This is a genomic window from Planomonospora corallina (assembly GCF_042650625.1).
In the GTDB taxonomy this organism is placed as follows: Bacteria; Actinomycetota; Actinomycetes; order Streptosporangiales; family Streptosporangiaceae; genus Planomonospora_B; species Planomonospora_B corallina.
Genome location: NZ_JBHSBM010000024.1, coordinates 60,201 through 84,832, shown reverse-complemented (window position 1 = coordinate 84,832; position 24,632 = coordinate 60,201). Strand labels below are relative to the sequence as shown.

15 protein-coding genes are annotated in these 24,632 nt (G+C 74.3%); 8 read left to right on the top strand and 7 right to left on the bottom strand.

Annotated features, from left to right (window positions below):
- Positions 1-65: 65 nt before the first annotated feature.
- On the bottom strand, positions 66-959 hold the full coding sequence (locus tag ACFOWE_RS21365) for a LysR family transcriptional regulator (RefSeq protein ID WP_377290503.1): 894 nt from the start codon (positions 957-959) through the stop codon (positions 66-68).
- Positions 960-1,203: 244 nt separating this feature from the next.
- Between ACFOWE_RS21365 and ACFOWE_RS21360 the strand changes: the two genes are divergently transcribed.
- Complete coding sequence (locus ACFOWE_RS21360) at positions 1,204-2,526, top strand: FAD-binding oxidoreductase (RefSeq protein WP_377290501.1); 1,323 nt, start codon at positions 1,204-1,206, stop codon at positions 2,524-2,526.
- 428 nt (positions 2,527-2,954) lie between these two features.
- On the opposite strand, the gene ACFOWE_RS21355 is transcribed toward ACFOWE_RS21360, so the two are convergent.
- The 3 genes from ACFOWE_RS21355 to ACFOWE_RS21345 form a co-directional block, all read right to left on the bottom strand.
- Positions 2,955-3,548, bottom strand: a complete 594-nt coding sequence (locus ACFOWE_RS21355) for a TetR/AcrR family transcriptional regulator (RefSeq protein WP_377290499.1) — start codon at positions 3,546-3,548, stop codon at positions 2,955-2,957.
- A gap of 60 nt (positions 3,549-3,608) precedes the next feature.
- The gene (locus ACFOWE_RS21350) at positions 3,609-4,127 is read right to left on the bottom strand and encodes an SRPBCC family protein (RefSeq protein ID WP_377290497.1); all 519 of its coding nucleotides are present in this window, start codon (positions 4,125-4,127) and stop codon (positions 3,609-3,611) included.
- A gap of 217 nt (positions 4,128-4,344) precedes the next feature.
- Positions 4,345-6,006: an alpha-amylase family protein gene (locus tag ACFOWE_RS21345; RefSeq protein WP_377290495.1), complete on the bottom strand. Its 1,662-nt coding sequence runs from the start codon at positions 6,004-6,006 to the stop codon at positions 4,345-4,347.
- Between the two features lie 148 nt (positions 6,007-6,154).
- Between ACFOWE_RS21345 and ACFOWE_RS21340 the strand changes: the two genes are divergently transcribed.
- From ACFOWE_RS21340 to ACFOWE_RS21325, 4 genes are all read left to right on the top strand, one after another.
- A complete protein-coding gene (locus ACFOWE_RS21340; protein WP_377290493.1) occupies positions 6,155-6,526 on the top strand; it encodes a hypothetical protein in 372 nt (123 codons plus the stop codon).
- 78 nt (positions 6,527-6,604) lie between these two features.
- Positions 6,605-8,938, top strand: a complete 2,334-nt coding sequence (gene secD, locus ACFOWE_RS21335; RefSeq protein ID WP_377290491.1) for a protein translocase subunit SecD — start codon at positions 6,605-6,607, stop codon at positions 8,936-8,938.
- A 103-nt stretch (positions 8,939-9,041) separates the two neighbouring features.
- On the top strand, positions 9,042-9,242 hold the full coding sequence (locus tag ACFOWE_RS21330) for an EF-hand domain-containing protein (RefSeq protein ID WP_377290489.1): 201 nt from the start codon (positions 9,042-9,044) through the stop codon (positions 9,240-9,242).
- A 137-nt stretch (positions 9,243-9,379) separates the two neighbouring features.
- Entirely contained in the window at positions 9,380-10,636 is a 1,257-nt protein-coding gene (locus ACFOWE_RS21325; RefSeq protein ID WP_377290488.1) for a PucR family transcriptional regulator, read from the top strand.
- A 17-nt stretch (positions 10,637-10,653) separates the two neighbouring features.
- Here the strand turns inward: ACFOWE_RS21325 and ccrA are convergent, their stop codons facing one another.
- Positions 10,654-11,964 (bottom strand): crotonyl-CoA carboxylase/reductase, encoded by a 1,311-nt coding sequence (gene ccrA / locus ACFOWE_RS21320; protein ID WP_377290486.1) that lies wholly within the window; start codon positions 11,962-11,964, stop codon positions 10,654-10,656.
- Positions 11,961-18,572: an SDR family NAD(P)-dependent oxidoreductase gene (locus ACFOWE_RS21315; protein ID WP_377290484.1), complete on the bottom strand. Its 6,612-nt coding sequence runs from the start codon at positions 18,570-18,572 to the stop codon at positions 11,961-11,963. The genes ccrA and ACFOWE_RS21315 overlap by 4 nt, the downstream gene beginning before the upstream one ends.
- Before the next feature lie 266 nt (positions 18,573-18,838).
- Here ACFOWE_RS21315 and ACFOWE_RS21310 point away from each other — a divergent pair, with 266 nt between their 5' ends.
- From ACFOWE_RS21310 to ACFOWE_RS21300, 3 genes are all read left to right on the top strand, one after another.
- Positions 18,839-20,233 (top strand): alpha/beta hydrolase, encoded by a 1,395-nt coding sequence (locus ACFOWE_RS21310; RefSeq protein ID WP_377290482.1) that lies wholly within the window; start codon positions 18,839-18,841, stop codon positions 20,231-20,233.
- Positions 20,234-20,432: 199 nt separating this feature from the next.
- Positions 20,433-21,632: an alpha/beta hydrolase gene (locus tag ACFOWE_RS21305; protein ID WP_377290480.1), complete on the top strand. Its 1,200-nt coding sequence runs from the start codon at positions 20,433-20,435 to the stop codon at positions 21,630-21,632.
- A 309-nt stretch (positions 21,633-21,941) separates the two neighbouring features.
- Positions 21,942-23,018 (top strand): hypothetical protein, encoded by a 1,077-nt coding sequence (locus tag ACFOWE_RS21300; protein WP_377290478.1) that lies wholly within the window; start codon positions 21,942-21,944, stop codon positions 23,016-23,018.
- A gap of 40 nt (positions 23,019-23,058) precedes the next feature.
- Here ACFOWE_RS21300 and glpK read toward each other — a convergent pair whose 3' ends face one another.
- The gene (gene glpK, locus ACFOWE_RS21295) at positions 23,059-24,582 is read right to left on the bottom strand and encodes a glycerol kinase GlpK (RefSeq protein ID WP_377290476.1); all 1,524 of its coding nucleotides are present in this window, start codon (positions 24,580-24,582) and stop codon (positions 23,059-23,061) included.
- Positions 24,583-24,632: the final 50 nt, after the last annotated feature.

Below are 24,632 nucleotides of genomic sequence, written 5' to 3'. Positions count from 1 at the left end.
GGCGGCCCCGGCGGGCCCGGGAGCACGGGCGGGCAGAGGCGGTCCGATCTCCTCGGGGCCGCCGTTCACGGGACGGAGAGCAGGTCGTGGGCGGCCTGGGCGAAGGCGCGGACGCGGGCGGTGGCGGCGTCGGCCCGCCAGAGCAGGCCCCACCGCAGCGGCGGGGCGTCGCTGAAGGGGACGTAGGCGACGTCGGGGCGGGCATAGTAGCGCCTGGCCTGCGCGCCGACGGGGAAGACGCCGTGACCGGCGCCGACGAGGGTGAGCATCTCGTTGAACGTGGAGGCCGAAGGGCCGGGTTCGATCGCCCGCCCGGCGGGGGTGGTGCGCGGGGTGCGGTCCTCCCGCAGGGAGCCGGGAAGGGTGTCGGGCAGCTGGAGAAGCTTCACCCCGGCCAGGTCCTCCGTGCGGATCGACTCCCGGCGGGCGAAGGGGTGCCGGTGGGAGACGGCGAGCATGCGCGCCTCGGACACCAGGACCCGCCCGGTGACGATGCCGGGCTCGTGGATGGGGAAGGTGCCCAGGGCGATGTCGATCTCGCCGTCGCGGAGCCAGGGCATGAGGTCGACCATCTGCGCTTCGCGGAGCTGGACGTCGCACTCGGGGTGGCGTTCGCGGAACAGTCCGGCGGCCCCGATGAGCAGTTGCCCGCCCGCCGCGCCGACGAAGGCGACCCGGAGCACGCCGGTCAGGCCGCGGCCGGTGTCGATCGCCCGCTCGAACGCGGTGGTGATCCGGTCCCAGGCGGGACGGACCTCCTCGTAAAGCTCTCGCCCCACCGCGGTCAGCTCCACCCTGCGGCTGGTGCGGTTGAACAGCGGGACTCCGGTCCGGCGCTCCAGCTTGGCGATGGTCTGGCTGATCCGGGCGGTGGACACGTGCAGGCGTTCGGCGGTGCGGCCGAAGTGCAGTTCCTCGGCGAGGGTGAGGAACGCCTCCAGCTCGTGTCGCTCCAGCACGGCGCTCCCCCCGTCGTTAACCCAGGCTTCACGATCGTTGCACAGGGCCGCATTGATCGCCCTCCCCCCTCGGCCGAGAGTGGGAACGCCCGGACGAACCCTCCGGCCCGCGTGGGAGCACGCGGCACACGTCACCGACGAGAACGCCGCATCCGCTCCGGTCACCGCCGCGCATGCGGTCGCCGGGGAACCGCGGGACCGCGCACCACGTCCATCCTGTCCCTCCACCCATCGGGAAAAGATCATGAGTGATTTGACCGCCCTTCGCTCCCTCGTCCGCGGCCGAGTGCTGCTGGACGGCGACGCCGGATTCGAACAGGCCAGGCGGCCGTGGAATCTGGCCGTCCGCCAACCGGTTCCCGCGGTGGTCGAGGCGGCGGACACCGGCGACGTGGCGGCTCTGGTCCGCTACGCCCGCGACCGGGGGATGTCGGTGTCGGCGCAGCCCAGCGGCCACGGCGCCACCGGCGAGGCCGGCGGCGGCCTCGACGGGGTGATCCTGCTGCGCACCGGCCGGCTCGGCGGAGTGACGGTGGACCCCGCCGCCCGCCTGGCACGCGCCGGGGCGGGAGCCACCTGGGGTCAGGTGCAGGCCGCGGCGGAACCGTACGGCCTGACCGGGCTGCCGGGCAGCTCCCCCGTGGTGAGCGTGGCCGGCCACACCCTCGGCGGCGGGCTCAGCTGGTTCGGCCGCGCGTACGGCTGGGCCGCCGACAGCGTCACCGCCTTCGACGTCATCGACGCCGACGGCCTTCCGGCGCGGGTGACCGCGGACTCCCACGCCGACCTGTTCTGGGCGCTGCGCGGAGGCGGCGGCGACTTCGCCGTCGTCACCGCCGTCGAGTTCGCCCTGCATCCGGCGCCCGCGCTGTTCGGCGGCCGCATGCTGTGGCCGGCCGAGCAGGCGCCGCACGTCCTCGACGCCTTCCGGCGGATCACCGCGGACGCCCCCGGCGAACTGACCGTCTGGGCCGACCTGCTGCACTTCCCCGCGGCGCCGCCGATGGTCGCCGTCGACGCCACCTACCTGGGCGACGCCGCCGCGGCACGGGCGCTGCTGCGCCCGCTGGACCGCATCGACCGGCTGATCTCCGACAGCCGCGCACCGATGCCCGTCAGCGGCCTGGGCTCGATCACCGCCGAACCCACCGACCCCGGCCCCGGGATGTCACGCGGCGAGCTGCTCACCGGCCTGGACGGCACCGCTGCCAAGGCGCTCCTGGAGGAGCCCATCGACCCTCTGCTCAGCGTGCAGATCCGGCACCTGGGCGGCGCCCTGGCCCGCCCCTCCGACAGCCCGCACGGTCCCCTCGCCGAGTCCTACGCGCTCTATCTGTTCGGGATCCCGTCCACGCCCGCCGCCGCGGCGGCCGTCCGGGCCAGGCAACGCGACCTCGTCCGGGCCCTCGCACCGTACGGCAGCGGCCGCAAGCCCTACACCTTCCTGACCCCGGGGGAGACGGCCGCGGACGCCTTCGCCCCGCACGCCCTCGCCCGGCTCCGCGACGTCAAGCGCCGGCACGACCCGCAGGGGGTGGTCCGCAGCAACTTCCCGGTCCTCGGCTGACCGCCACGCCCGGCGGCCGTGACCGGCGTGCGGACACCGGCGCTCGCGGCGGGGGCCCGGAAGCGGAGAGGGCCCGGGAAACGGAACGGTCGCGCCCCACCCGGTGGTGGGACGCGACCGTGCCACGGGGGGTGTGAGGTCTTTCCCGACCCGTCGTTCCCCCTCCGGCACCGCGTACGGCGCCCGGTGGTGGAGTCAGGCCGTCGCCGTGATCATCCAGGCGAGGGCGAGGAGGACGGCCACGGGGATGAGCCACACCACGGCCTCGATCGCGAACTCCTTGTACACGGTGATCTTCCTTCTCTGGCGGGAACCGGGTCGATGAGAATATCGGCCCGTAGCATACGTGGTTAAGGGGAATCCGGACTCTCCCAGGCTGCCGTGACCGGCGGCGCCCGGCCACCGCGCCGCGCGGATCAGGTGCCCGGTCACACCTCGCGGGCCCGGCGGGCGGCGAACGCGCGGGCGCCCTCGGCCCAGGTGCGCTCCAGATCGGACCCCTCGGGGAAGCGGCCGTCGAGCTCCAGGATCACCATGCCGTGCGCGAAGGACCACAGCGCCTGCGCGAGGTACGGCTCGCCCGCCGCCAGGAAGAACGGCGTGCCCGACCACTCCTCCAGCCCGGGGGCGAGGCGCGCGCGGGGCATCTCGCCGGAGGTGGCCAGGCGGTAGAGGTTGGGACGGTCGAGGGCCGCGGCCCGGTAGGCCCGCAGCACGGCGCCGATCGCGCCGGTCCCGTCCTCGGCCCCGGCGTGCTCCTCCAGAGCCGCGTGGAGGATGGCGCCGATCTCGGCGAGGCCGCGCTCGATGAGGACGGCCTCGACGGCCGCCTTGTCGGGGAAGTGCTTGTAGAGCGAGGGCGCCCGGATGCCGAGCCGGTCGGCCAGCGCCCGCATGGTGAGGGCCTCGTGCCCCTCCTCCTCCAGCAGCTCCCGCGCGGCCGCCGCGATCTGCGCCGCGCGGGGGGTGAGAGGGCTCGGTTCCGGCCGGCCGCTCCACGGGCGTTCCGGTTGACCGCTCATCGATGCCTCCCGTCGTGGAGACCACGGCCCTCGGGCCGTGGTCCTGACCGGGGCATCCTCTCAGCGCGGTTCGTCGGCCGTCTGCTCGGCCCGCGCCTTCAGCGCCTCGTTCATCGCCGCGAAGCCGCCGGCCACGTCCAGGGTGCTCCCGGCGAAGGGCACGAGCGCGCCGGTGAAGGTCTCGCCCTGGACGAACCGGACCCGGCCGCCACCGAGGTCCTCGATGAGGAAGTAGTGCTCGCCGTCCACGATGCCCGGCATCAGGAAGCGGCCGATCCAGCGCAGCTCCCGGCCCGGGGCGGCGACCAGGACCTTCGGGCTGAAGGTCATGGTGCCCCCGTTGCCGGAGATCCGGTTGGTGAGCGTCGCGCCGGCGCGCGGCTCGCCCTCGGCGCTCACGATGAACGGGTTCCACTCCGGATAGGCGGCGAGGTCGGTCAGCACCGCCCAGACCCGCTCGGGGGAGGCCGTGATCTCGGTCTCCGTACGGACCCTGTGCGGCCTGGCCAGGGTCCAGAGGTAGCTCACGACGGGGACGGCGAGCAGAACCGCGATGGCGACCAGGATCCAGGTGAGCACGGCTTCCTCCTTGGCTAACTTTGTTAGCCACAACTTTAGGCTAACAAAGTTAGCCAGGCAAGAGGGGGCATGAGAAAACCCCGCACCGGGTGGTGCGGGGCCTCTTCTCCCCCCGGCCCTGTCCGGGCGCGAGCCGAGAGGTGATCCGGCGCGGACCGGGAGGTGACCGGTTCCCTTCGCCGAGGCGTCCTCCGGGTCCGTGAGCGGACCGGCCCGGTCAGAGCCCCTTCGCCGAGGCGTCCTCCGGGAGCTCGTCGGGCTCGGCGACGCGCAGCCAGCGGCAGCCGTACGGGCCGAGGGTGAAGCGCACCCGCCGGTCCGGCGGGACGCCCAGCGTGCCGTCCACCAGCAGGTCGACCAGGACGCACGGGTCCCCGAGGTCGTCCAGGACCAGCTCCACCTCCGCGTCCCGGCCGGCGAAGTTGTGCACGGCGACCACGGTGCCGCCCTCGGCGTCGGCCCGGTGGGCGAGCACGGCCTCGTCCCCGGCGTCCAGCACCCGGTAGGCGCCCCAGGCCAGCTCCGGCGACTCCCGGTAGCGCTCGATCAGCATCGTCACCCAGCGCAGCAGCGAGTCCGGGTCGCGGCGCTGGACGTCGACGTTGACGTTGCCCGGGCCGTACTCGCCGGTCACCGGGGGCGCCGGGGTGCGGACCTCGTTCCGGGAGAATCCGCCGCTCGGCGCCCACTGCATGGGTACTCGCACGGCCATCCGCCCCTCGGCCTCCAGGTTCTCCCCCAGGCCGATCTCCTCGCCGTAGAAGAGCACCGGCGTGCCGGGCAGCGAGAACAGCACGCTGTAGGCCAGCTTGAGCCGGCGCAGGTCGCCGCCGAGCATCGGGGGCAGCCGGCGGCGCAGGCCCCGGCCGAAGATCTGCATGTCCTTCTCCGGCCCGAAGGCGTCGAAGACCTCCTGCCGCTCGGCCTCGGTGAGCTTGTCAAGGGTCAGCTCGTCGTGGTTCCGGACGAAGGACGCCCACTGGCAGTCCTTCGGCGGCCGCGGCCGCTCCCGCAGCGCCTCGGCCAGCGCCCCCGGGTCCTGGCGGGCCATCGACAGGTGGAAGCGCTGCATGCCGACGAAGTCGAAGCACATGGTGACCTGGTCGCCGTTGCCGTTGCCGAAGTACTTCATCAGCTCCGGGTAGGGGAGGTTGACCTCGCCCAGCAGGATCGCGCCGCCGTCGCGGCGGTTCAGGAAGGCCCGCAGGTCCGCGAGGAAGGAGTGCGGGTCGCCGCCCAGCCCCTCCAGCAGGAACGGCACCGCGTCCACCCGGAAGCCCGACAGTCCGAGCTCCATCCAGAAGCCGAGGATGCGGGTGATCTCGTCGCGGACCTCGGGGTTGTCCATGTTCAGGTCCGGCTGGAAGTGGTGGAACTTGTGCAGGTAGTACTGGCCGCTGCCCTCGTCGAAGGTCCAGATGCTGTCCTCCACCCCGGGGAAGACCAGGGCCTTCGGGTCGACGGGGTCGGGGTCGTCGCACCAGACGTACCAGTCGCGCTTGGCGGAGTCGCGGCCGGAGCGGGCCTCGACGAACCAGGGGTGCTCGTCGGAGGTGTGGTTGACCACCAGGTCGGCGATGACCCGGATGCCCCGGTCCCGGGCGGTCCGCATGAACTCCACGAAGTCGCCCAGGGTGCCCAGGCGGGGGTCCACGGAGTAGAAGTCGGTGATGTCGTAGCCGTCGTCGCGGCCGGGGGTCGGGAAGAACGGCATCAGCCAGATGCAGGTCACCCCGAGCCGGTCCAGGTGGTCGATCTGCTGGGTCAGGCCGCGGAAGTCGCCGATGCCGTCCCCGTTGCCGTCCTTGTAGGTCTCGACGTCCAGGCAGTAGACCACGGCGTTCTTCCACCACAGGTCCGCGGTTGTGGTCAGTCGCATGCGGGCGCACTACCCCGGCTTGAGGCTTTCATGACAGTCCGGCGGCGGTCTCCGCCGGAACGGCCGCGATGACCGGCCGGGACGGGTACGGCGCGTTATGGTGAGGGGGATCACCGTCAGGTGGCCGGAGAACCCGACGGGAGGCGTCATGCGGCAGCGGAGGTGCGGCGCGCCCTTCGGCTGGCTGCTCGCCCTCCTGCTCCCGCTCTTCGTCTCCGGCGGCGCGGCCGCGCCCGCCGCCGCGGCGGCGCTGTACGGCCCGGCCGTCGCCAAGGCCGTCCCCGACCACCACCCGTTCTCCCGCCAGGTCCCCGCGGGCGAGCGCTACCACGCGTCCCCGTCCGCCCTCCCCGGGACCGGCGCGGGCGGCGGGCCCCCGCTCTCCACACTGCCGCAGTCCGTCCGGTGCCTGCCGGCCGGCCCGGGCTCCGGCGCCCGTCCCGCCCTGCGCGACGACCCCCGGCCGCTCGCGGCCCTGCTCGTCCGGTCGGGTCGCGCGCCTCCCTCCACGGGCGGCTGAGCACCCCGCGGTCCCGTGTCCGGGGGTGCTCCGCCCTACGCGGAGACCGTTCCCGTTCACGAGCCTGTGGAGGCTTCCATGTCGCGTGCCCCGCTGGTACGCGCGATCGCGGCGTTCGTCGTGATCGCATCATCACTCTACGTAGCGTTGACGATGACGCCGCGCCTCGGTCTCGACCTGCGCGGCGGCACCCAGATCGTCCTGGAGACGAGGGACGCCCCGACCGTCAAGGCCGACGCCGAGACCACCGACCGCACCCTCGAGGTGCTCCGGCGCCGCGTCGACGCGCTGGGCGTGTCCGAGCCGACGCTGGCCCGCTCCGGCGAGCAGCGGATCATCGTCGAGCTGCCCGGCGTGCTCGACCCGACCAAGGCCGCCGAGGTCATCGGCAAGACCGCCCAGCTGACCATCCACCCCGTGCTCGGCGTCGCGGACGCGAACACCAAGCCCGGCAAGGGCGAGCAGGTCATCGCCGACGAGGACGGCGGCAAGATCCTCATCGGTCCGGCCCGGCTCAGCGGCGACGACGTCGGCGCCGCCGAGGCCGGCATCGACCCCCAGTCGGGCGGCGGCTGGTTCGTCACCATCGACTTCCGCGGCAAGGGCAGCCAGGCGTGGCCGAAGCTGACCGGCGAGGCGGCCTGCAACCCGTCCGGTGACCCGAAGCGGCGGGTCGCCATCGTGCTCGACGGCAAGGTTCTCGTCTCGCCCCAGGTGAACGAGGACGTGGCCTGCAACGTGGGCCTGCCCGGCAACTCCACCCAGATCACCGGGACCTTCACCACCGAGGAGGCCAAGGAGCTGGCCGTGCTGATCGAGGGCGGCTCGCTCCCGGTCCCGGTCGAGGTGGTCGAGCAGCGGACCGTCGGGCCGACCCTCGGCGCCGCCGCGATCGAGGCCAGCGCCCAGGCCGCCGTCATCGGCGTCTCGCTCACCGCGCTGTTCATCATCATCGTCTACCGGCTGGTGGGACTCGTCGCCGCCTTCGCGCTGGCCTGCTACGGACTGCTCTCCTACGCGGCGCTGGTGGCGCTCGGCGCGACCCTCACGCTGCCCGGCCTGGCGGGCTTCGTGCTCGCGATCGGCATGGCCGTGGACGCCAACGTGCTGGTCTTCGAACGCGCCCGGGAGGAGTACGCCGCCCGGCCGCAGACCGGGGGGTCGAAGCAGGCCGAGCGCCGGGCGTCCGCGGCGGCCGGCGGCGGGACGCGGCTCCGGCAGGCGCTGGAGAACGGCTTCCGGCACGCCTGGAGCGCGGTGGCCGACTCCAACATCACCACGCTGCTCGCCGCCGGGCTGCTGTTCTTCCTGGCCTCCGGACCGGTGCGCGGCTTCGGTGTGACGCTCTCCATCGGTGTGATCGTCTCGATGTTCACCGCGATGGTCATCACCCGGGTCATCGCGCAGTGGGCGGTCAACCGGCGGGCGGTCTCCGCCCGGCCGAAGATCACCGGCCTGGCCGGCATCGGCCGGCTCCGCACGTGGCTGAACGAGCACGGCCCCGACCTGATGCGCCGGCACGTGACCTACATCGTGGTCGCCGCGGCGGTGGCGGCCGCGGCGCTGGCCGGGGTCGCGGTGCGCGGCATGAACTTCGGTGTGGAGTTCACCGGCGGCCGGATCATCGAGTACTCCACCACCAAGCCCATCACCGCCGACACCGCGCGCGACCTGGTCGCCGACGCCGGGTTCCCCAGCGCGGTCGTGCAGACCTCCGGCAAGGACATCTCCGTGCGGACCGGCCAGATCGGCAACGCCGAGGTGAACCGGATCGAGGCGGCGCTGGAGCGCGAGGCCGGCCAGGCGAACAAGGTCCGCGACGAGCTCATCGGCCCGAGCATGGGCGCGGAGCTGCGCCGCAACGCCCTGATCGCGCTGGCCGTCGCGCTCGCCGCGCAGCTGGCCTACCTGGCGTTCCGGTTCCGCTGGACCTTCGGCCTGGCGGCCGTGCTGACCCTGGCCGTCGACGCGGCGGTCGTGATCGGCGTGTTCGCGTGGACGGGCAAGCCGATCGACGGCGTGTTCCTGGCGGCGATGCTGACCGTCATCGGTTACTCGGTCAACGACAAGGTCGTGGTCTTCGACCGGGTCCGCGAGATGTGGGGCGAGCAGCGCAAGGCGGAGTTCGCCAAGATCGCCAACGCCGCGGTCCTGCAGACGGTGCCGCGCACGGTGAACACCGGTCTGGGCGCGCTGTTCATCCTGGCCGCGCTGGCCGTGCTGGGCGGCTCCTCGCTCAACGACTTCGCCGTGGCGCTGCTGATCGGCATCATCGTCGGCACGCTCTCCTCCGCGTTCGTCGCGACGCCGCTGGCGATCGTCTTCGAGAAGCGCAACCAGGCGCCGCCGCCGCAGCCCAAGCAGACCAAGCGCCCCGCCCGGCCCCGCGAGGGCTCGGGCGCGGTGCTGTAGGAGCCGCGACACGGGGCGTGGTGTGAGGCTTTTCCGGGTGCGAGAGGGATCTGACGCTAAGGTGCATGCCGTCTGATTCCTCCGCACCCGGAAGGCGGATCCCATGGCCAGCGACTACGCACTCACGTTCAACATGGTCGACGTCGACGGCGACGGCCTGATCTCGGTCAGCGAGCTGTCGCGCCTGATGGAGGTGCTCGGCCAGCCCCTCACCCCCGAGGCCGCGGCGGCGGCGATCCAGCGGATGGACGGCGACGGCGACGGCCTCATCTCCCTGGAGGAGTTCGCCGCCTATCTCGGATAGGTCTCAATCCCCGCCGCGGGACGTTTCAGGTGTTGCACACGCCACAGTAACAAGCGTTTGCTTACTGACGAGTGTCTGTCACGTCAGAGCAGTGTTTGTCACGTCAGAACATGAGGCGCACTCCGACGGGAGGGTCTGTGGCGACGAAGGAACACGTAAGGACCGCGGTCAGGGGACTGGGCGGTCGCCGGGCCAGATCGCACGACACATCCGACCAGAGGCTGTGGAGGTCCACCCCCGCCGAGGTGGCCCGGCGGCTGAGGCCCGGCCTCTCCCTGGTCGCCGAGCAGGTGATCGACGAGATCACGCTGCGCATCCCTGAGTACTCCCGGCCGGCCGACACCCTGTACGTCAAGGCCGTACGGCTGGCCGTCGACGAGGCGCTGCGCCAGTTCGTCGACCGGATCGAGAATCCGAGCATGCCGCTGGAGGCCGACGTGTTCCGCACGATCGGGCGCGGCGAGGCCAACGAGGGCCGCAACCTCGATCCGCTGCAGACCGCGCTGCGGCTGGGCGCGCGGGTGGCCTGGCGGGGCCTGACCGAGCAGGCCGAGCCCCTCGGCATCACCCCGCAGCAGCTCTACGACCTGGGCGAGGCCATCTTCGTCTACCTGGACCAGATCGCCGACGCCGCCGCCGAGGGCTACGACGAGGCCAGGGCTCAGGTGGCCGGGGAGATGGAGCGCCGCCGCCACCGCCTGCTGAACCTGCTGCTCAGCCGGCCGGCCGCCTCCCCCGACGCCGTCGCCGACCTGGCCAAGGCCGCCGGCTGGCGGCTGCCCCGGACCGTCGCCGGGGTCGCGCTGGACGAGCAGTGCGGCGGCTACCGGCCGCCCTCGCTCCCCCCGGACGTGCTGGCCGGGCTCGACCGGCCCAACCCCTGCCTGATCGTGCCCGACCCCAACGGCCCCGGCCAGGCGCAGACCCTGGAGGCCGGGCTGCGCGGCTGGAAGGCCGCGATCGGCCCCGCCGTGCCGCTGGAGGCCGCCGCCACCTCGCTCCGCTGGGCCCGGGAGGCGCTGGAGCTGGGCCGTCGCGGCGTGCTCGGCGACGGCAGGAACCTGATCCGCTGCTCCGAGCACATGGCCACCCTCGTCGTGTTCAAGGACGAGGAGCTCGTCGAGGCCCTCGCCGAGGTACGGCTCGCGCCCCTGGCCCACCTGCGCCCCAGCCAGCAGGACCGGCTGGCCGAGACGCTGCTGGCGTGGCTGCGGCACGGGCGCGGCGCCGGGGAGGTCGCCGCCCGGCTCCACGTGCACCCGCAGACCGTGCGCTACCGGCTCCGGCAGCTGGAGGAGCTCTACGGCGACCAGCTCTCCGACCCCGACGTCCGCTTCGAGCTGGAGATCGTCCTGCGCGCCCGGCAGGCCACCACCGGCTTCGGCGCCGCCTGACCGGCCGCGCCGGAGAGTCAGCTCCGGAACATCCTGATGCGGTCCTCGCCGATGCGCTCGCGCAGGGCGTGGTCCTCGATGCCGAGGTCCTCGGCGGGGGCCAGGCCGAGCACGCCGACCTTGCCGACGTGCCGGTTGAGCTGCACGGCGCGGGCGGCCTCGGCGGTCCCGTCCAGCGGGTAGACCGCCGAGAGGGCGGGCTGCAGCATGCCCAGCGAGAGCAGCCGGTTGACCTCGTGGCACTCCTGGTAGTTCGCGCCGTGCGAGCCGATGATGCTCTTCAGCTTCATCCACAGGTGCCGGTTGTCGTAGGTGTGCGCGTACCCGCTGGAGGAGCCGCAGGTGACGACGGAGCCGCCGCGCCGGGCGACGTAGACGGACGCGCCGAAGGTGTCCTTGCCGGTGTGCTCGAAGACGATGTGCGGGTCCTCGCCCACCTGGCGGCGGATCTCCGCGCCGAAGGCCCGCCATGCCTTCTCGTCGTCGAGGTGCTCGAACTGCGAGCGGTCGACGACGTGCTCGCAGCCCATCCGGCGCAGCAGGTCGGCCTTGGCCGGGGAGCTGACCACGCCGACCGGGATGCCGCCGCCGTTCCTGACCAGCTGCACGCCGTACGCGCCGAGACCGCCGGTGGCGCCCCAGACGAGCACCACGTCGCCCTGCTTCATGCGGGAGCCGCGGGGGCTGACGAGCATCCGGTAGGCGGTGGAGGCGCACAGCATGTTGCAGGCGGCCTCCTCCCAGCTCAGGTGCTTGGGCTTGGGCAGCAGCTGGGTGGCCTTGACGACGGCGAACTCGGCCAGCCCGCCGTAGTTCGTCTCGAAGCCCCAGGCGCGCAGCTCCTCGCCGAGCATCGAGTCGGAGTGGGTGATGGGCTCCTCGGCGTCGACGTAGGCGGGCGAGACGACGACCCGGTCGCCGATCTTCCAGTGCCGCACGCCCTCGCCCGTCCGGACGACGACGCCGGAGGCGTCCGAGCCGACCACGTGGAAGTCCTGGTCGTGCCGGGGGTCGAGGCGGCCGAACCGCTTCAGGAACGCGAAGGTGGGGATCGGCTCGAACATGGCCGTCCACACGGTGTTGAAGTTGATGGCGCTCGCCATGACGGCGATCAGCACCTCGTCGGGGGCGAGCTCCGGCATCGGCACCTCGCCGACGTGGATGGACTGCGTGATGTCCTTGTCCACGCCGTCGGTGCCGTGCGGGGCCGGGCCGAACATGCCGACCTGGTCCTTGCGGGTGTGCGCGGCGCGGAAGGTGGTGGGCACCTCCAGGCGGGCGAGCTCTTCCGGATCGGCACCGTCGACGACGGCCTGTGCGAGGGTCATAGCTGACCTCCAAGGTGAGCGGCGATGACTTCGACGTGGGGCGGGTCGAGCAGGTTGAGGTGGTGCGACCCGGGGACGGTGACGATCTCCAGTCCCGGGCTGTGCGGGCCGAAGCCCCGGGTGGGGTCGTCGGCGTGGGCGTAGCGGACGTCCTCGACCGCCCACGGGGTCGGCTCGGTCGAGCGGTAGAGCACCACCCGGCCGGTGAAGGTCCCCGCCCGGTAGCCCTCGATGGCCCGCGTGTCGGCGTGCGAGGTGATCTGGTGGCGCAGGATCGCCTCGCCCAGCAGGTCCAGCACCCCCGAGGCGGCGACGCGCTCCTCGGTGAGGGCGAGCTGCCCGGCCTCGTCCAGCTCCGCGAGCTCGTCGTAGCCGAGCTCGACCGCGACGCCGTACGTCTCGCGCAGGTAGTCCGCGAAGTCGGCGTACCGGCGGGCGGTGATCCTCAGGCGCTCCTCCCGCGCCGTCTCGTCCGGCAGGCCGGAGTCGATCATCGCCACCAGCTCGACGTCCTCCGCGCCGAGCCGCCGGGCGATCTCGAAGGCGAGGATGCCGCCGAACGACCAGCCGCCCAGCCGGTACGGCCCCTCCGGCTGCACCTTCCTGATCTCCTCCACGTAGCGGGCGGCCCGTTCCTCCACCCCGTGGCCGGCACCGCCCGCCCCTCCCGGCCCGGCCTGCTCCTCCAGCCGTTCCAGGCCGAACACCACCCGGCCCGCGCCGAGCAGCTCCGCCAGCTGCGCGTAGACCCCCGTGGTCCCGCCGGCCGGGTGCGCCAGGAAGAGCGGCCGCTCCGGCGGCCCCTCCGCCCCGGTCGTTCCAGCCGTCCCGGTCTCTCCCGTCGTTCCGGCCGTTCCGGTCCGTCCGGCCGTCCCGGCCCTCCGGGCCAGGTACGCCCGGGCCGCCGGGGTCAGCGGGCGGACCACACCGGCGGCGGCCTCCTCCTCGTCCGCCCGCCGCACCAGGTCGGCCAGGGCCGCGCCGGTCGGCGCGCCGTCCCGCGCGGCGCTCCGCGCCAGGCCGAGCTCGGCGAGCACGGCGGGCAGGGCCTCGGCGGGCACCTCCTCGTCCACCCCGGGCTCGCGGCCCAGGATCCGCGCCAGGACGGCCACCACCCGGCGCTCCGCCGCGTCCCTGGGCCCGACCGGACGCGTCCGGGCCACGGCCGCCCGCTCGGCGGCGCCGCTGACGCCCAGCTCGGCGGCGACGGCCGCGGCGAGGTCGCCGAGCGTCGCCCCCTTCAGCAGCAGCGCCGCCGGGACCGCCACCCCGAAGTCGTGCTCGATCACCCCGCGCACCCGGGTGGCCGCGAGCGAGTCGAGTCCCGCCTCGGTCAGCACCGTGCCCTCCTGGAGCCAGTCCGGCTCGAAGCCCAGCACGACGGCCGTGCGCTCGGCGACCCGGGCGGTGACCACCGCCAGCGCCTCGGCCGGGTCCAGCCCGCCCAGCGCCTCCGCGCCCGGCCACCCCCCGCTCCCGGGAGCCGCCTGCGCGCCGGCCGCCTCGGCCAGCTCGGCGAAGTACGGCATGCGCACGATGCCGGGGAAGGCGGCGACCGCCTCGGCCGCGTTCAGCCGGACCACTCCGGCGGCGGGCACGTCGCGGCGGATCAGGGCCTCCAGCGCCTCCACGCCCTCGCCCGGGGTGATCGGCGCCACGGCGGGCAGTGCCGCCCTGCCCGCCCCGCCGGCCTCGGTCCAGGTGCCCCAGTTGATGGTCGTGCCGGGCAGCCCCTGCGCCCTGCGCAGGTCGCAGAGCGCGTCCAGCCAGGCGTTGGCCGCGGCGTAGGCGGCCTGGCCCGGTGAGCCGAGCAGCGCGGCGGCGGAGGAGAACGCCACCCACCAGTCCAGGTCGCCTCCCCTGGTCGCCTCGTGCAGCGCCAGTCCGCCGTGGACCTTCGCCGACCAGACCCGGTGCAGGTCCCCGGCCCCGACGTCGGTGACCAGGCGGTCGTCCAGCACGCCCGCGGCGTGCACCACGCCGCGCAGCCGCAGACCGCCCGCGACGGCCGCCTCCACCAGCCGCCGCGCCGTCCCGGGCTCGGCCAGGTCGCCGGTGACCACCCGGACGTCCGCGCCGAGGTCGCGCAGCTCCTCGATGACCTCGTCCCCCTCCGGGGTCGGTCCCGAGCGTCCGCCGAGCACGATCCGCCCGGCTCCGCGCTCGGCCAGCCAGCGGGCCACGACCAGGCCCAGCCCGCCGTACCCGCCGGTGATCAGATAGCTTCCGCCGCGCCGGACGGCCGGGGCGCCGACGCCGGGAAGGGGGAGGTCGCCGAGCGGCAGGGCGGCCAGGCGGGCGGCCAGGCGGACGCCGTCCCGCCAGGCGACCTCGTCGTCGAGTGAGCCGCCCGGAGAGCCCACGGGTGAACCGCCCGGGGAACCCACAGGGGAGCCGGAGGCGCCGGCCGGGGTCCCGGTCAGCTCCGTCAGGAGCGCGCCGGGGCCGTCGGCGTCGACGAGGCAGGCGCGCAGGTCGGGGTGCTCGAAGGCCAGCACCCGGACCAGGCCGCGCAGCGCGGCGGCTCCGGGGTCCGGCCGCTCTCCGGGGAGTACGGCCTGCGCCCGCTCGGTGGCCAGGCGCAGCCGCGTCCCGGTCCCGGTGAGGTCGCGGACGAGCCGGGTGACGGCGAGGATCACCGACTCGGCCCCGGCCGGGTCCAACCCGGCCGGGACCAGCACCACGGTCTCGTCGGGGGCCGGCCCGGCGGGGAGGGGCGCGGGACGCGGGGCAGGGACGGGACCGGTCCGGGGCAGGGCGGCGCGCTGCACGGCCTGCCCGGCGGCGGTCAGGGCCTCGGCCAGCCGCTCGGCCCGGCCGTCCCCCTCGCCCGCCACGAGCAGCCAGGACCGGGCCGGGCCGCCGACCGGCGCACTGTGGGAGGAGGCGGAGCCGCCGACCGGCGCACTGTGGGAGGAGGCGGAGCCGCCGACCGGCGCACTGTGGGAGGAGGCGGAGCCGCCGACCGGCGCACTGTGGGAGGAGGCGGAGCCGGTGACCACGGCATGGACGGCCGCGCCCGCGCCCGCGACCGCGACCGGGTGCGGGTACGGGGCAAGCGGGCTCTCCGCCCAGACCCGGCCCACCAGCTTGGCGGTGAGCGGGACCGGCACGGCGGTCGCCGGGATCCTCCGGGTCCGCACCCGCTCGGGCGTGCCGTCCGAGCCGAGGAACCCGATCGAGACCGGCACCGGCACCGGCTCGGTCACCGCCTGCCACCCGTCCGTTCGTCCATCCGTTCGCCCGTCCGGCTGTTCATCCGTTCGCCCGTCCGGCCGGGCCGCCGGGCCTCCGGGCAGCCGCGCGGCCAGCTCCGCCGGGCTCGGGACCGCCGCGGCCGGAGGCGCGTCGGTGACGACCGTCGCGGTGCCGTACCGGATCCAGGTCCCCGCGGCGTCCCTGGCGTCGATCTCCACCTCGCCGGACGGCGTGACGGTGGTGACGACCGTGGCGGGCAGCGGGAGCAGGCCCTCCAGGGTGATGTCGGCCAGTTCGGCCCGGCCCCACGCCTCGAACGCCGCCGCCTGAGCGAGGGCCGCCACCGCCGCCAGCGGCAGCACCGGCAGGCCGTACGGCTTCCAGCAGGCGGGGTCCAGCCGCCAGGGCGCGTCGGACAGGTCCTCCGCGACCGTGGTCCACACGTGCCCGGCGGGGCTCTCGACGTGCGTGCCGAGCAGCGGGTGGGAACCGGTCGGCAGGACGGCGCGCCGGGTGGCGGGGACCCAGTGGCGCCGGTGCCGCCACCTCGGCAGGGGCAGGTCGGCGAGCGTCCCGTACGGGGCGAGGTCCGCCGAGGGGAGCGCGACGGCGACGGCCGCCAGCTGGGCGGCGAACTCCTCGTCGTGGCCCCGGCGGAGCGAGTGCGTGACCGCCGTGCCCGCCGGGAGGGTGTCGCGCAGCGCCGCAGCCAGGACCGGGTGGGGGCCGACCTCGGTGAAGACGGTGTGGCCGTCCTCGGCCGCGGCCTGGAGCGCGGTCATCAGCCGGACCGGGCGGCGGACCCCGGCGGCCCAGTAGGCGGGTTCGAAGGTCGGGACCTCACGGGGGTCGTCGAACACGGTCGAGTAGAACTCGATCTCCGGCTTGCCGCCCTCGATCCCGTCGAGTTCCGCGCGCAGCTTCGGCAGGAGCGGCTTGACCTGGGGCGAGTGCCCGGCGCCCTCGGCGGTCAGCACCCGGGAGAGCAGGCCGCGCGCCTCCACCTCCGCGGCGAAGGCCGCGACCCGGTCCGGGTCGCCGGTGACGACGCACTGCCGGGGCGAGGAGTGCACGGCGACGTGCAGGTCGGCCGGGACCTCCTCGGCCGCCACCTCCAGCACGGCCATGGCACCGCCGCCGCCGAGCGTGCCGAGCAGCCGGGCCCGGCGGCAGATCACCTTGACCGCGTCCGCCAGGCCGAGCCCGCCCGCGACCACCGCGGCGGCGACCTCGCCCATCGAGTGCCCGATCACGGCGGCGGGCCGCACGCCGTGGGAGGTCCAGAGCCGGGCCAGCGCCACCTGGAGCGCGAAGATCAGCGGCTGGGCCGTGGCCACGCCCCCGGGCTCGCCGCCCCCGGTGACGATCTCCCGCAGCGGGATGCCCGCCTCGGCGCGGAAGAGGGCGTCCAGCTCGTCGATCGCGTGGGCGAAGACGGGCTCGTGCGCGTACAGCCGGGCGCCCATCCCGGCCCACTGCGAGCCGTAGCCGCCGAACACCCAGACCGGGCCCCGTCCGCCGGCCGCCGTGCCCGTCGCCACGGCGGCGGCGGGCGTGCCCGCCGGGGCGACGGGCACGGCGGTGGGCCTGCCCTCCTGTACGGCGCGCAGCCCGGCGACCAGCCCGGCGGAGTCCCGCGCCACCACGGCGGCGCCGACCCGGCCCCGGCCCGCGCGCCGGGCGAGTGTGCGGGCGACGTCGTCCAGGTCCCACGGGCCGTCCGCGATCCGGTCCGCGAGCAGCCCGGCGTACTCGCGCACCCGGTCGGCCGTGAGGTCCGTGAGCAGGAAGAGCCGGTCGCCGCGCTCGCCGCGGTCGGCGGGTTCTCCGGCGGCGAGGGCGGTCGCGGGGGCGGGAGCCGCGTCGAGGACGACGTGGGCGTTGGTGCCGCCGAAGCCGAAGGACGAGACGCCCGCACGGGGGCGCCCGCCCGGCCGGTCCGGCGTGTCCGGCGCGCCCGGCCAGGGGGTGGGAGCGGTGACGACCTCCAGGCGCTCCCAGGGGATGTGCGGATTCGGCTTCTCGAAGTGCGCGCTGGGCGGGATCACGCCGTGGTGCAGGGCGAGGACGGTCTTGATCAGGCCGGTGACCCCGGCCGCGGCCTCCAGGTGGCCGAGGTTGCTCTTGGCCGAGCCGAGCAGGACCCGGTGCCCCTCGGGCAGGGCCGCGTCGATCGCCCGCGCCTCGATCGGGTCGCCGAGGAAGGTCCCGGTGCCGTGCGCCTCGATGTAGTCCGGCGGCTCCAGCCCCGCGTAGGCGGCGCGCAGCAGTTCCTCCTGCGCCTCGGGGTTGGGCGCGACCAGGCCGTTGGAGCGGCCGTCCTGGTTCACCGCGGTGGCGCGGACGACGGCGAGCACCCGGTCGCCGTCGCGCAGCGCGTCGGACAGCCGCTTGAGCACCACCACGCCGCAGCCCTCGGCGCGGACCATGCCGTCGGCCGAGGCGTCGAACGCCTTGCACCGGCCGTCGGGCGCGGTCCCGCCGCCCTGGTCGAAGGCCATCGTGACGACCGGCGAGAGCAGCAGGTTCACCCCGGCCGCCAGCGCCAGGTCACTCTCCCCCGCCCGCAGGCTCCGCACCGCCAGGTCCGTCGCCACCAGCGACGACGAGCAGGCCGTGTCCACCGCGAGGCTGGGCCCGCGCAGGTCGAGCACGTAGGAGAGCCGGTTCGCGGCGATGCTGAAGGCCGCCCCGGTCGCCGTCCAGGCGTCCACCGTCGAGGCGTCGGCGGTGGTCAGGTGGGCGTACTCGTTCCCGGAGATGCCGACGAACGCCCCGGTGCGGCTGCCGCGCAGCGAGCGCGGCGCGATCCCGGCGTGCTCCAGCGCCTCCCAGGCCGTCTCCAGCAGCATCCGCTGCTGCGGGTCCATCTTCTCGGCCTCGCCGGGGACGATCCCGAAGAAGTCGGCGTCGAAGGCGGCCACGTCGTCGAGGAAGCCGCCGTGCCGGGTGGTGGCGGCCAGCGCCTCGGCGGTGCGCGCCGAGCCGTCGTCGAAGGCCTCCCACCGGCCCTCGGGGACCTCGCCGACCGCGTCGCCGCCCGCCATGAGCAGCCGCCAGAGGTCCTCGGGCCCGTGGACGGAGCCGGGCAGGCGGCAGCCGACGCCGATCACCGCGACCGGCTCGTCCGCGGCGTGCCGTACGGCCTGCGGGTCGGCCTGCCGTACGGGCCGCGCGGCCAGGCCCCGGGCGAGGCGGTTGATCGTGGGGTACTCCCAGACCAGCGTCGGCCCGAGCTCCCGGCCGAGCAGCGCCTCCAGCTCTCCCGCGACCGCCACCGCGTCACGCGACGAGAGCCCGAACTCCTCCAGGGGACGGTCGGGGTCGACGTGGGCGAGGGGTATGCGGCAGCGGACGGAGAGGCGTTCGGAGAGAAAACGGCGGATGTCGTCTTCACCGAGCAGGTCCACGGGGCGACTCCCAACGACGGCCGAGGTGATCGGCCAACTTACCCACGGGGGCCGGTACGGGGCAGTCCTGGCGGACCACAATCCACCAGGACGTTTTGTCATAGGCGTGACAACGGGTGCGTACGGCGAGTCGGACGCGGACGGGTTTGTCTCCGGAGCGCAAGCGGGGCCGGCATTTCGTTGCGGACGTCCATATCAGCCTCCCGCAGCCCGGCCTAAGGTCGCCTGCCACGGCTCTCACAGCCACGGGACGGTGGAGGATGGACATGCGCCCTGCCCGACGCGGAATCCCGGCCCTGCCGGGCTCACTGCCGGGCTCGCTGCCGAGCCCACCGGCGGGCTCGCTGCCGGGCGCGTCGGCGGGCTCACTGCCGGGCGCGTCGGCGGGCTCACTGCCGGGCGCGTCGGCGGGCTCACTGCCGGGCGCGTCGGCGGGCTCACTGCCGGGCTCGCTGCCGGGCTCACTGCCGGGCTCGCTGCCGGGCTCACTGGCGGTCGTGCTGGCGGTCGTGCTGGCGGCCTCGCTGCTCCTCGGCCTGCCGGTGGGAGCGCCTCCGGTCGCGCACGCCGAGGCCGCTCCGGCCGTGAAGCCGAGCGCCTCCCCCGAGCCGGGCCCGTCCGCGAGCCCCAGCGCCTCCCCGAGCGCCTCCCCCGCGAGGAGGAAGAAGGCGGCCAGGAGCCCGGCGGGTCCCTGGCCCGCCGCGCTGCCCGGCAGGGCGCGCGTGGTGAAGGAGCGCTGGTTCAACCTGCGCATGGTCGACCTCACGGTCTCGTCCCCGGCGGTGAACGCCCAGATCCCGGTCCGGCTGCTGGTCCCCAAGGGCTGGTCGAAGAAGGCGAAGCGCACCTGGCCGGTGCTCTACCTGCTCCACGGCGGCGCGGACGACTACACCTCCTGGACCCGGATGACCGACGTCGCGAAGATCACCGAGGATCTGGACGCGATCGTCGTGATGCCCGAGGCGGGGCGGGCGGGGAACTACAGCGACTGGTACAACGGCGGCAGGGGCGGCCCGCCCCGGTGGGAGACCTTCCACCTGAAGGAGCTCCGCCGCCTGCTGGAGACCGGCTACCGGGCCGGGAGCCGCCGGGCCGTCGCGGGCCTGTCCATGGGCGCCTACGGCGCGATGAAGTACACCGCGAAGAACCGCGGCATGTTCCGCTTCGTCGGCGCCTACAGCGGCCTCATGTCCACCCGGCTGCCGGGCATCCCGGAGCTCGTCATGAACGCCCAGGCCGCCGAGGGCAAGGACCCGAAGGCCCTGTGGGGCGACCCGGTCAGGAACCGGAAGGTCTGGAAGGCCAACGACCCCGCCACGTACGTCAGGAACCTGCGCGGCGTGAGCATCTACATCTCCAGCGGCATGACCAGCCTCCCCGGCGAGCTCGACGCGCCGGGCACCCCCTGGTCGCCGGCGCACCTGAGCGAGCCCGTCTCGGCCTACACCACCAAGGACCTGGTCACCAGGCTCCGCCTGCTCGGCATCAAGCCGGTGGTCCACCTCTACCAGGACGGCACCCACAGCTGGCCGTACTGGAAGCGGGAGTTCCGGCGCTCCTACCCGATGATCCTGGCCGCGCTCGGCCTGTCCTCGGGCGAGCCGGTCCTGTCCGACGAGTCCTCCGGCGGCGGCGAGGAGCTCCTCACGGGCGATCTCTGAGAACGGCCCCGGGTGCGCGCCGGAGCGCATCCGCCGCACGAATCAGGCGGATTCGATGGATTCGCCCGCGCGGATTTGTCCGTGAGGCAAAACGTTCACCGCCGTTTCGTGGCCGATGTGCATGGCGGGCACTCGATGATCGCGTCTAGGGTCGCCTGCCACGGCCCCCGGCCCCGGGGCCATATGGAAGGAATGACCCATGCGATCTGCCCGACACGGACTCCTGGCGCTCGCCGCCGCGGCGGCCGTGACCCTGCCGACGGCGGCGTACGCGGCGCCCCTCCAGGCCTCGGCCCCGGCGGGCCAGGCCACCCGGTACACGCTGGACCCGGGCACGAGCCCGTCCGGCCCCTGGCCCGCCGCGCTGCCCGGTGGCCCGCAGGTCGTCCAGGAGAACTGGCTCGATCCGCGCACGGTCGACCTCACGGTCTCGTCCCCGGCGGTGAACGCCCAGCTCCCGGTCCGGCTGCTGCTGCCCAAGGGATGGTCGAAGCAGGCGAACCGCACCTGGCCGGTGCTCTACCTGTTCCACGGCGGTGCGGACAACTACACCTCCTGGACCCGGCAGACCGGCATCGAGGAGATGACCGCGAACGTCGACGCGATCGTCGTGATGCCCGAGGCCGGCGCCACCGGGAACTACAGCGACTGGTACAACGGCGGCAAGGGCGGCCCGCCCGCCTGGGAGACCTTCCACACCAAGGAGCTGATCGGCCTCCTGGAGTCGGGCTACAAGGCCGGGTCCCGGCGGGCCGTCAGCGGCATCTCCATGGGCGCCCACGGCGCGATGAAGTACGCCGCCAAGAACCCGGGCATGTTCCGCTTCGTCGGCGCGCACAGCGGCATCCTGTCCACCCGGCTGCCGGGCGTGCCCTCCGCCATCATGCGCGCCCAGGAGAAGGGCAGCCAGGACCCGAAGGCGCTCTGGGGCGACCCGATCAGGAACCGGGACGTCTGGAAGGCCAACGACCCCACCGCGTACGCCAAGAACCTGCAGGGCGTGACCATCTACATCTCCGGCAGCAGGACCGGCCTCAAGGGCGAGTTCGACGCTCCCGACGCCGAGTGGCACCCGGCCCACCTGGGCGAGCCGCTCTCGACCTACACGGCCCGGCACCTGATCACCAAGCTCCGCGCGTACGGCGTCAAGCCGACGGTGAACTTCTACAAGAGAGGCACGCACAGCTGGCCGTACTGGGAGCGCGAGTTCAAGACGTCCTTCCCGACGATCCTGAAGTCCCTCGGCCTGGACCAGAACGGCGGCTCACCCGGCACGCCCACGCCCACACCCACTCCCACGCCCACCGTCACTCCCGCTCCCACCGGCAGCCCCGCTCCGACCAAGCCCCCCGCCCCCGGCAACCCCGTGGTCCCCCCGGAGCTGTGGAAGCTCCGCTGACGTCGCCGAAGCGGCCGAGGTCCCGGCCGCACCGGCCGCATCGGCCGCACCGGCACGGGACCCGGACGGAGCCGGCCGGGAAGGGGCGCCCGGGTGCCGTCCTGAGGGCGTCGAGCAGTGCCCCGGCGTCCGTATCCTGGGGATTCACCGCGCTGTGACGCTGTTCGTCCACGTCCGCGGCAGGGGCCCCGACCGTGGAGGCCCCGGTCCACCCGGGCTCGTCCGAGCCGGCTCCGGCGCGTCCCCTCACGGGCTCTACGGCCGGCGCCCTCGCCGGATCGAACCCCCTCATGATCAGGAGCGGTTCACATGAGGAGAGTGCCGGCGCTGCTGGTCTGGGCGATGGTGACCGTCGTCGCGGCACTGGGCGTCCTGCCCGGCCTGGGCTCGGCCGGGTCGGGGAACGACCGGTGGCCGCTGGCCCACCGCGCGGCCTCCCTGGAGTTCCACGCCACCGTCGTCCCGCTCGGCGAGCGGGACGCGTGGGCGTTCGGCACACGGCGGTTCGGCTACTGGCAGCTCGGCCCTACCTCCTACCGCTGGGACGGCGAGCGGTGGCGCGACGGCGGGCTCCCGGCGGGGATCGGCGACTCCCTCGTGTCCGCCGGCGGCTCGTCGCCGGAGAACGTGTGGGCCGTGACGAGCGGTGACGACTCCGACGTGGTGACGCTCCGCTGGGACGGCCGGGAGTGGACGGTGGTGGAGCGCATCCCGGCCCTGTCCGCCTGGCAGCTGACGGTCGTGGACGACGACGACGTCTGGCTGTTCGGCATGGAGAGCTGGCACCACACCCGGGCGGGCTGGGCCAGGGCCGAGGTCCCGATGACCGTCACCCACGCCTCGGCCCGCTCCGCCACCGACATCTGGGCCGTCGGGTCGGCCGGGCAGGACAGCGACCGGCCGCTGATCGGCCACTACGACGGCAGGAGCTGGGAGACCACCCCCCTCGGCGACGTGCTGCCGGTCGAGCCCTCGGCCCACTACGCGCTCAACGGCGTGACCGCCGACGCCTCCGGCGTCCGGATCACCGCCAGCGTCTCCCGCGACACGACGCAGACCACCACGCCGCTGCTGCTCAGCCGTACCGGGGGACGCTGGCAGGCCGAGGAGGTGACCGCGGGCACCGGAACCTGGTCCGAGAACGTCGGCCCCGTCCCCGACGGCCGGGGCGGCCACTGGTTCCTCGCCTTCACCGACGACAACGCCTACGCCTCCGTCCTGGCGCACCGCTCCGCCACCGGAGCCTGGACGGTCAGCCCGGTCGCCGCCGCCCCGGACGGCGCCCATCTCTCCACCCTGGCCGCGTTCCCGGGCACCACCCGGTTCCTGTCCACCGGCCGCGTCGGCGACGCCCGCGGCGTCTTCTTCCACCAGGTGGGCCCGTAGGGCGCGGGCACGCCGCCGGGCGCGCCCCGCGTCCGCGCCGTCACTGCTCGTCGACGTCGACCCAGTCGAGGGTGCGGGTGACGGCCTTCTTCCAGCCGGCGTAGCCTCGGGAGCGCCGCTCGCCGGACCACTGCGGCTCCCAGCGGCGGTCCTGAAGCCAGTTGCTGCGCAGTTCGTCGGTGGACGACCAGAAGCCGACGGCCAGCCCGGCGGCGTAGGCGGCGCCGAGCGCCGTGGTCTCGGCCACCACCGGCTTGGAGACCGGCACGCCGAGGATGTCGGCCTGCAGCTGCATGCACAGGTCGTTGGCGGTCACCCCGCCGTCCACCCGGAGCACGTCGAGCACGACGCCGGAGTCCTGCTGCATCGCCTCGACCACGTCCCGCGTCTGGTAGCAGATCGACTCCAGCGTGGCCCGGGCCAGGTGCGCGTTGGTGTTGTAGCGGGACAGGCCGACGATGGCGCCGCGCGCGTCGGAGCGCCAGTACGGGGCGAACAGGCCGGAGAACGCGGGCACGAAATAGACGCCGCCGTTGTCGTCCACCTGCCGGGCCAGCGCCTCGCTCTGCGCCGCGCCCGAGATGATCCCGAGCTGGTCGCGCAGCCACTGCACGGCCGAGCCGGTGACGGCGATCGAGCCCTCCAGCGCGTACACCGGCTTGTCGTCGCCGAACTGGTAGCAGACGGTGGTCAGCAGGCCGTGCTCGGAGCGGACCGGCTCCTGGCCGGTGTTGAGCAGCAGGAAGTTGCCGGTGCCGTAGGTGTTCTTGGCCTCGCCGGGGGTGAAGCAGACCTGGCCGACGGTCGCGGCCTGCTGGTCGCCGAGGTCACCGGAGAGGGGCACCTCGCCGCCGAGCGGTCCGTCGGCGCGGGTCACGCCGTACAGGCCGGGGCAGGACGAGGGCATGATCCGCGGCAGCATCGCGCGGGGTACACCGAAGAACGACAGCAGCTCGTCGTCCCAGTCCAGCGTCTCCAGGTCCATGAGCATGGTGCGGCTGGCGTTGGTGACGTCGGTGACGTGCACGCCGCCGTGCGGGCCGCCGGTGAGGTTCCACAGCAGCCAGGTGTCGGTGGTGCCGAACAGGGCGTCCCCGGCCTCGGCCGCCGCGCGCACGCCGTCGACGTTCTCCAGGATCCACTGGATCTTCCCGCCGGAGAAGTAGGTCGCCGGGGGCAGTCCCGCCTTCCTCCGGATGACCTCGCCCCGGCCGTCGCGGTCCAGCGCGGCGGCGATCCGGTCGGTCCGGGTGTCCTGCCAGACGATCGCGTTGCCGTACGGCCGGCCGGTCCGGCGGTTCCACACCAGCGTGGTCTCGCGCTGGTTGGTGATGCCCAGCGCGGCCAGGTCGGAGGCGACCAGGTTCGCCCGGTTCAGCGTGGTCTCGATGACCGACCGGGTCCGCTCCCAGATCTCGGTGGGGTTGTGCTCCACCCAGCCCGCCCGCGGGAGGATCTGCTCGTGCTCCAGCTGGTGCCGGGCGATCTCGTTCCCGCCGTGATCGAAGATCATGAAGCGGGTGCTCGTCGTCCCCTGGTCGACGGCGCCGACGAAATCGGGCATGGATCGCACTCCTTGGCGGGTCGGGTCTCGGACGGCTCGCACGCGCCCTC

Bases quoted from the DNA above. Each gene is read 5' to 3' on its own strand.
- ACFOWE_RS21300 (WP_377290478.1), top strand. From the start codon at position 21,942: ATGAGGAGAGTGCCGGCGCTGCTGGTCTGGGCGATGGTGACCGTCGTC.
- ccrA (WP_377290486.1), bottom strand. From the start codon at position 11,964: ATGACCCTCGCACAGGCCGTCGTCGACGGTGCCGATCCGGAAGAGCTC.
- ACFOWE_RS21360 (WP_377290501.1), top strand. From the start codon at position 1,204: ATGAGTGATTTGACCGCCCTTCGCTCCCTCGTCCGCGGCCGAGTGCTG.
- ACFOWE_RS21340 (WP_377290493.1), top strand. From the start codon at position 6,155: ATGCGGCAGCGGAGGTGCGGCGCGCCCTTCGGCTGGCTGCTCGCCCTC.
- secD (WP_377290491.1), top strand. From the start codon at position 6,605: ATGTCGCGTGCCCCGCTGGTACGCGCGATCGCGGCGTTCGTCGTGATC.
- ACFOWE_RS21355 (WP_377290499.1), bottom strand. From the start codon at position 3,548: ATGAGCGGTCAACCGGAACGCCCGTGGAGCGGCCGGCCGGAACCGAGC.
- ACFOWE_RS21310 (WP_377290482.1), top strand. From the start codon at position 18,839: ATGCGCCCTGCCCGACGCGGAATCCCGGCCCTGCCGGGCTCACTGCCG.
- ACFOWE_RS21330 (WP_377290489.1), top strand. From the start codon at position 9,042: ATGGCCAGCGACTACGCACTCACGTTCAACATGGTCGACGTCGACGGC.
- ACFOWE_RS21305 (WP_377290480.1), top strand. From the start codon at position 20,433: ATGCGATCTGCCCGACACGGACTCCTGGCGCTCGCCGCCGCGGCGGCC.
- glpK (WP_377290476.1), bottom strand. From the start codon at position 24,582: ATGCCCGATTTCGTCGGCGCCGTCGACCAGGGGACGACGAGCACCCGC.
- ACFOWE_RS21345 (WP_377290495.1), bottom strand. From the start codon at position 6,006: ATGCGACTGACCACAACCGCGGACCTGTGGTGGAAGAACGCCGTGGTC.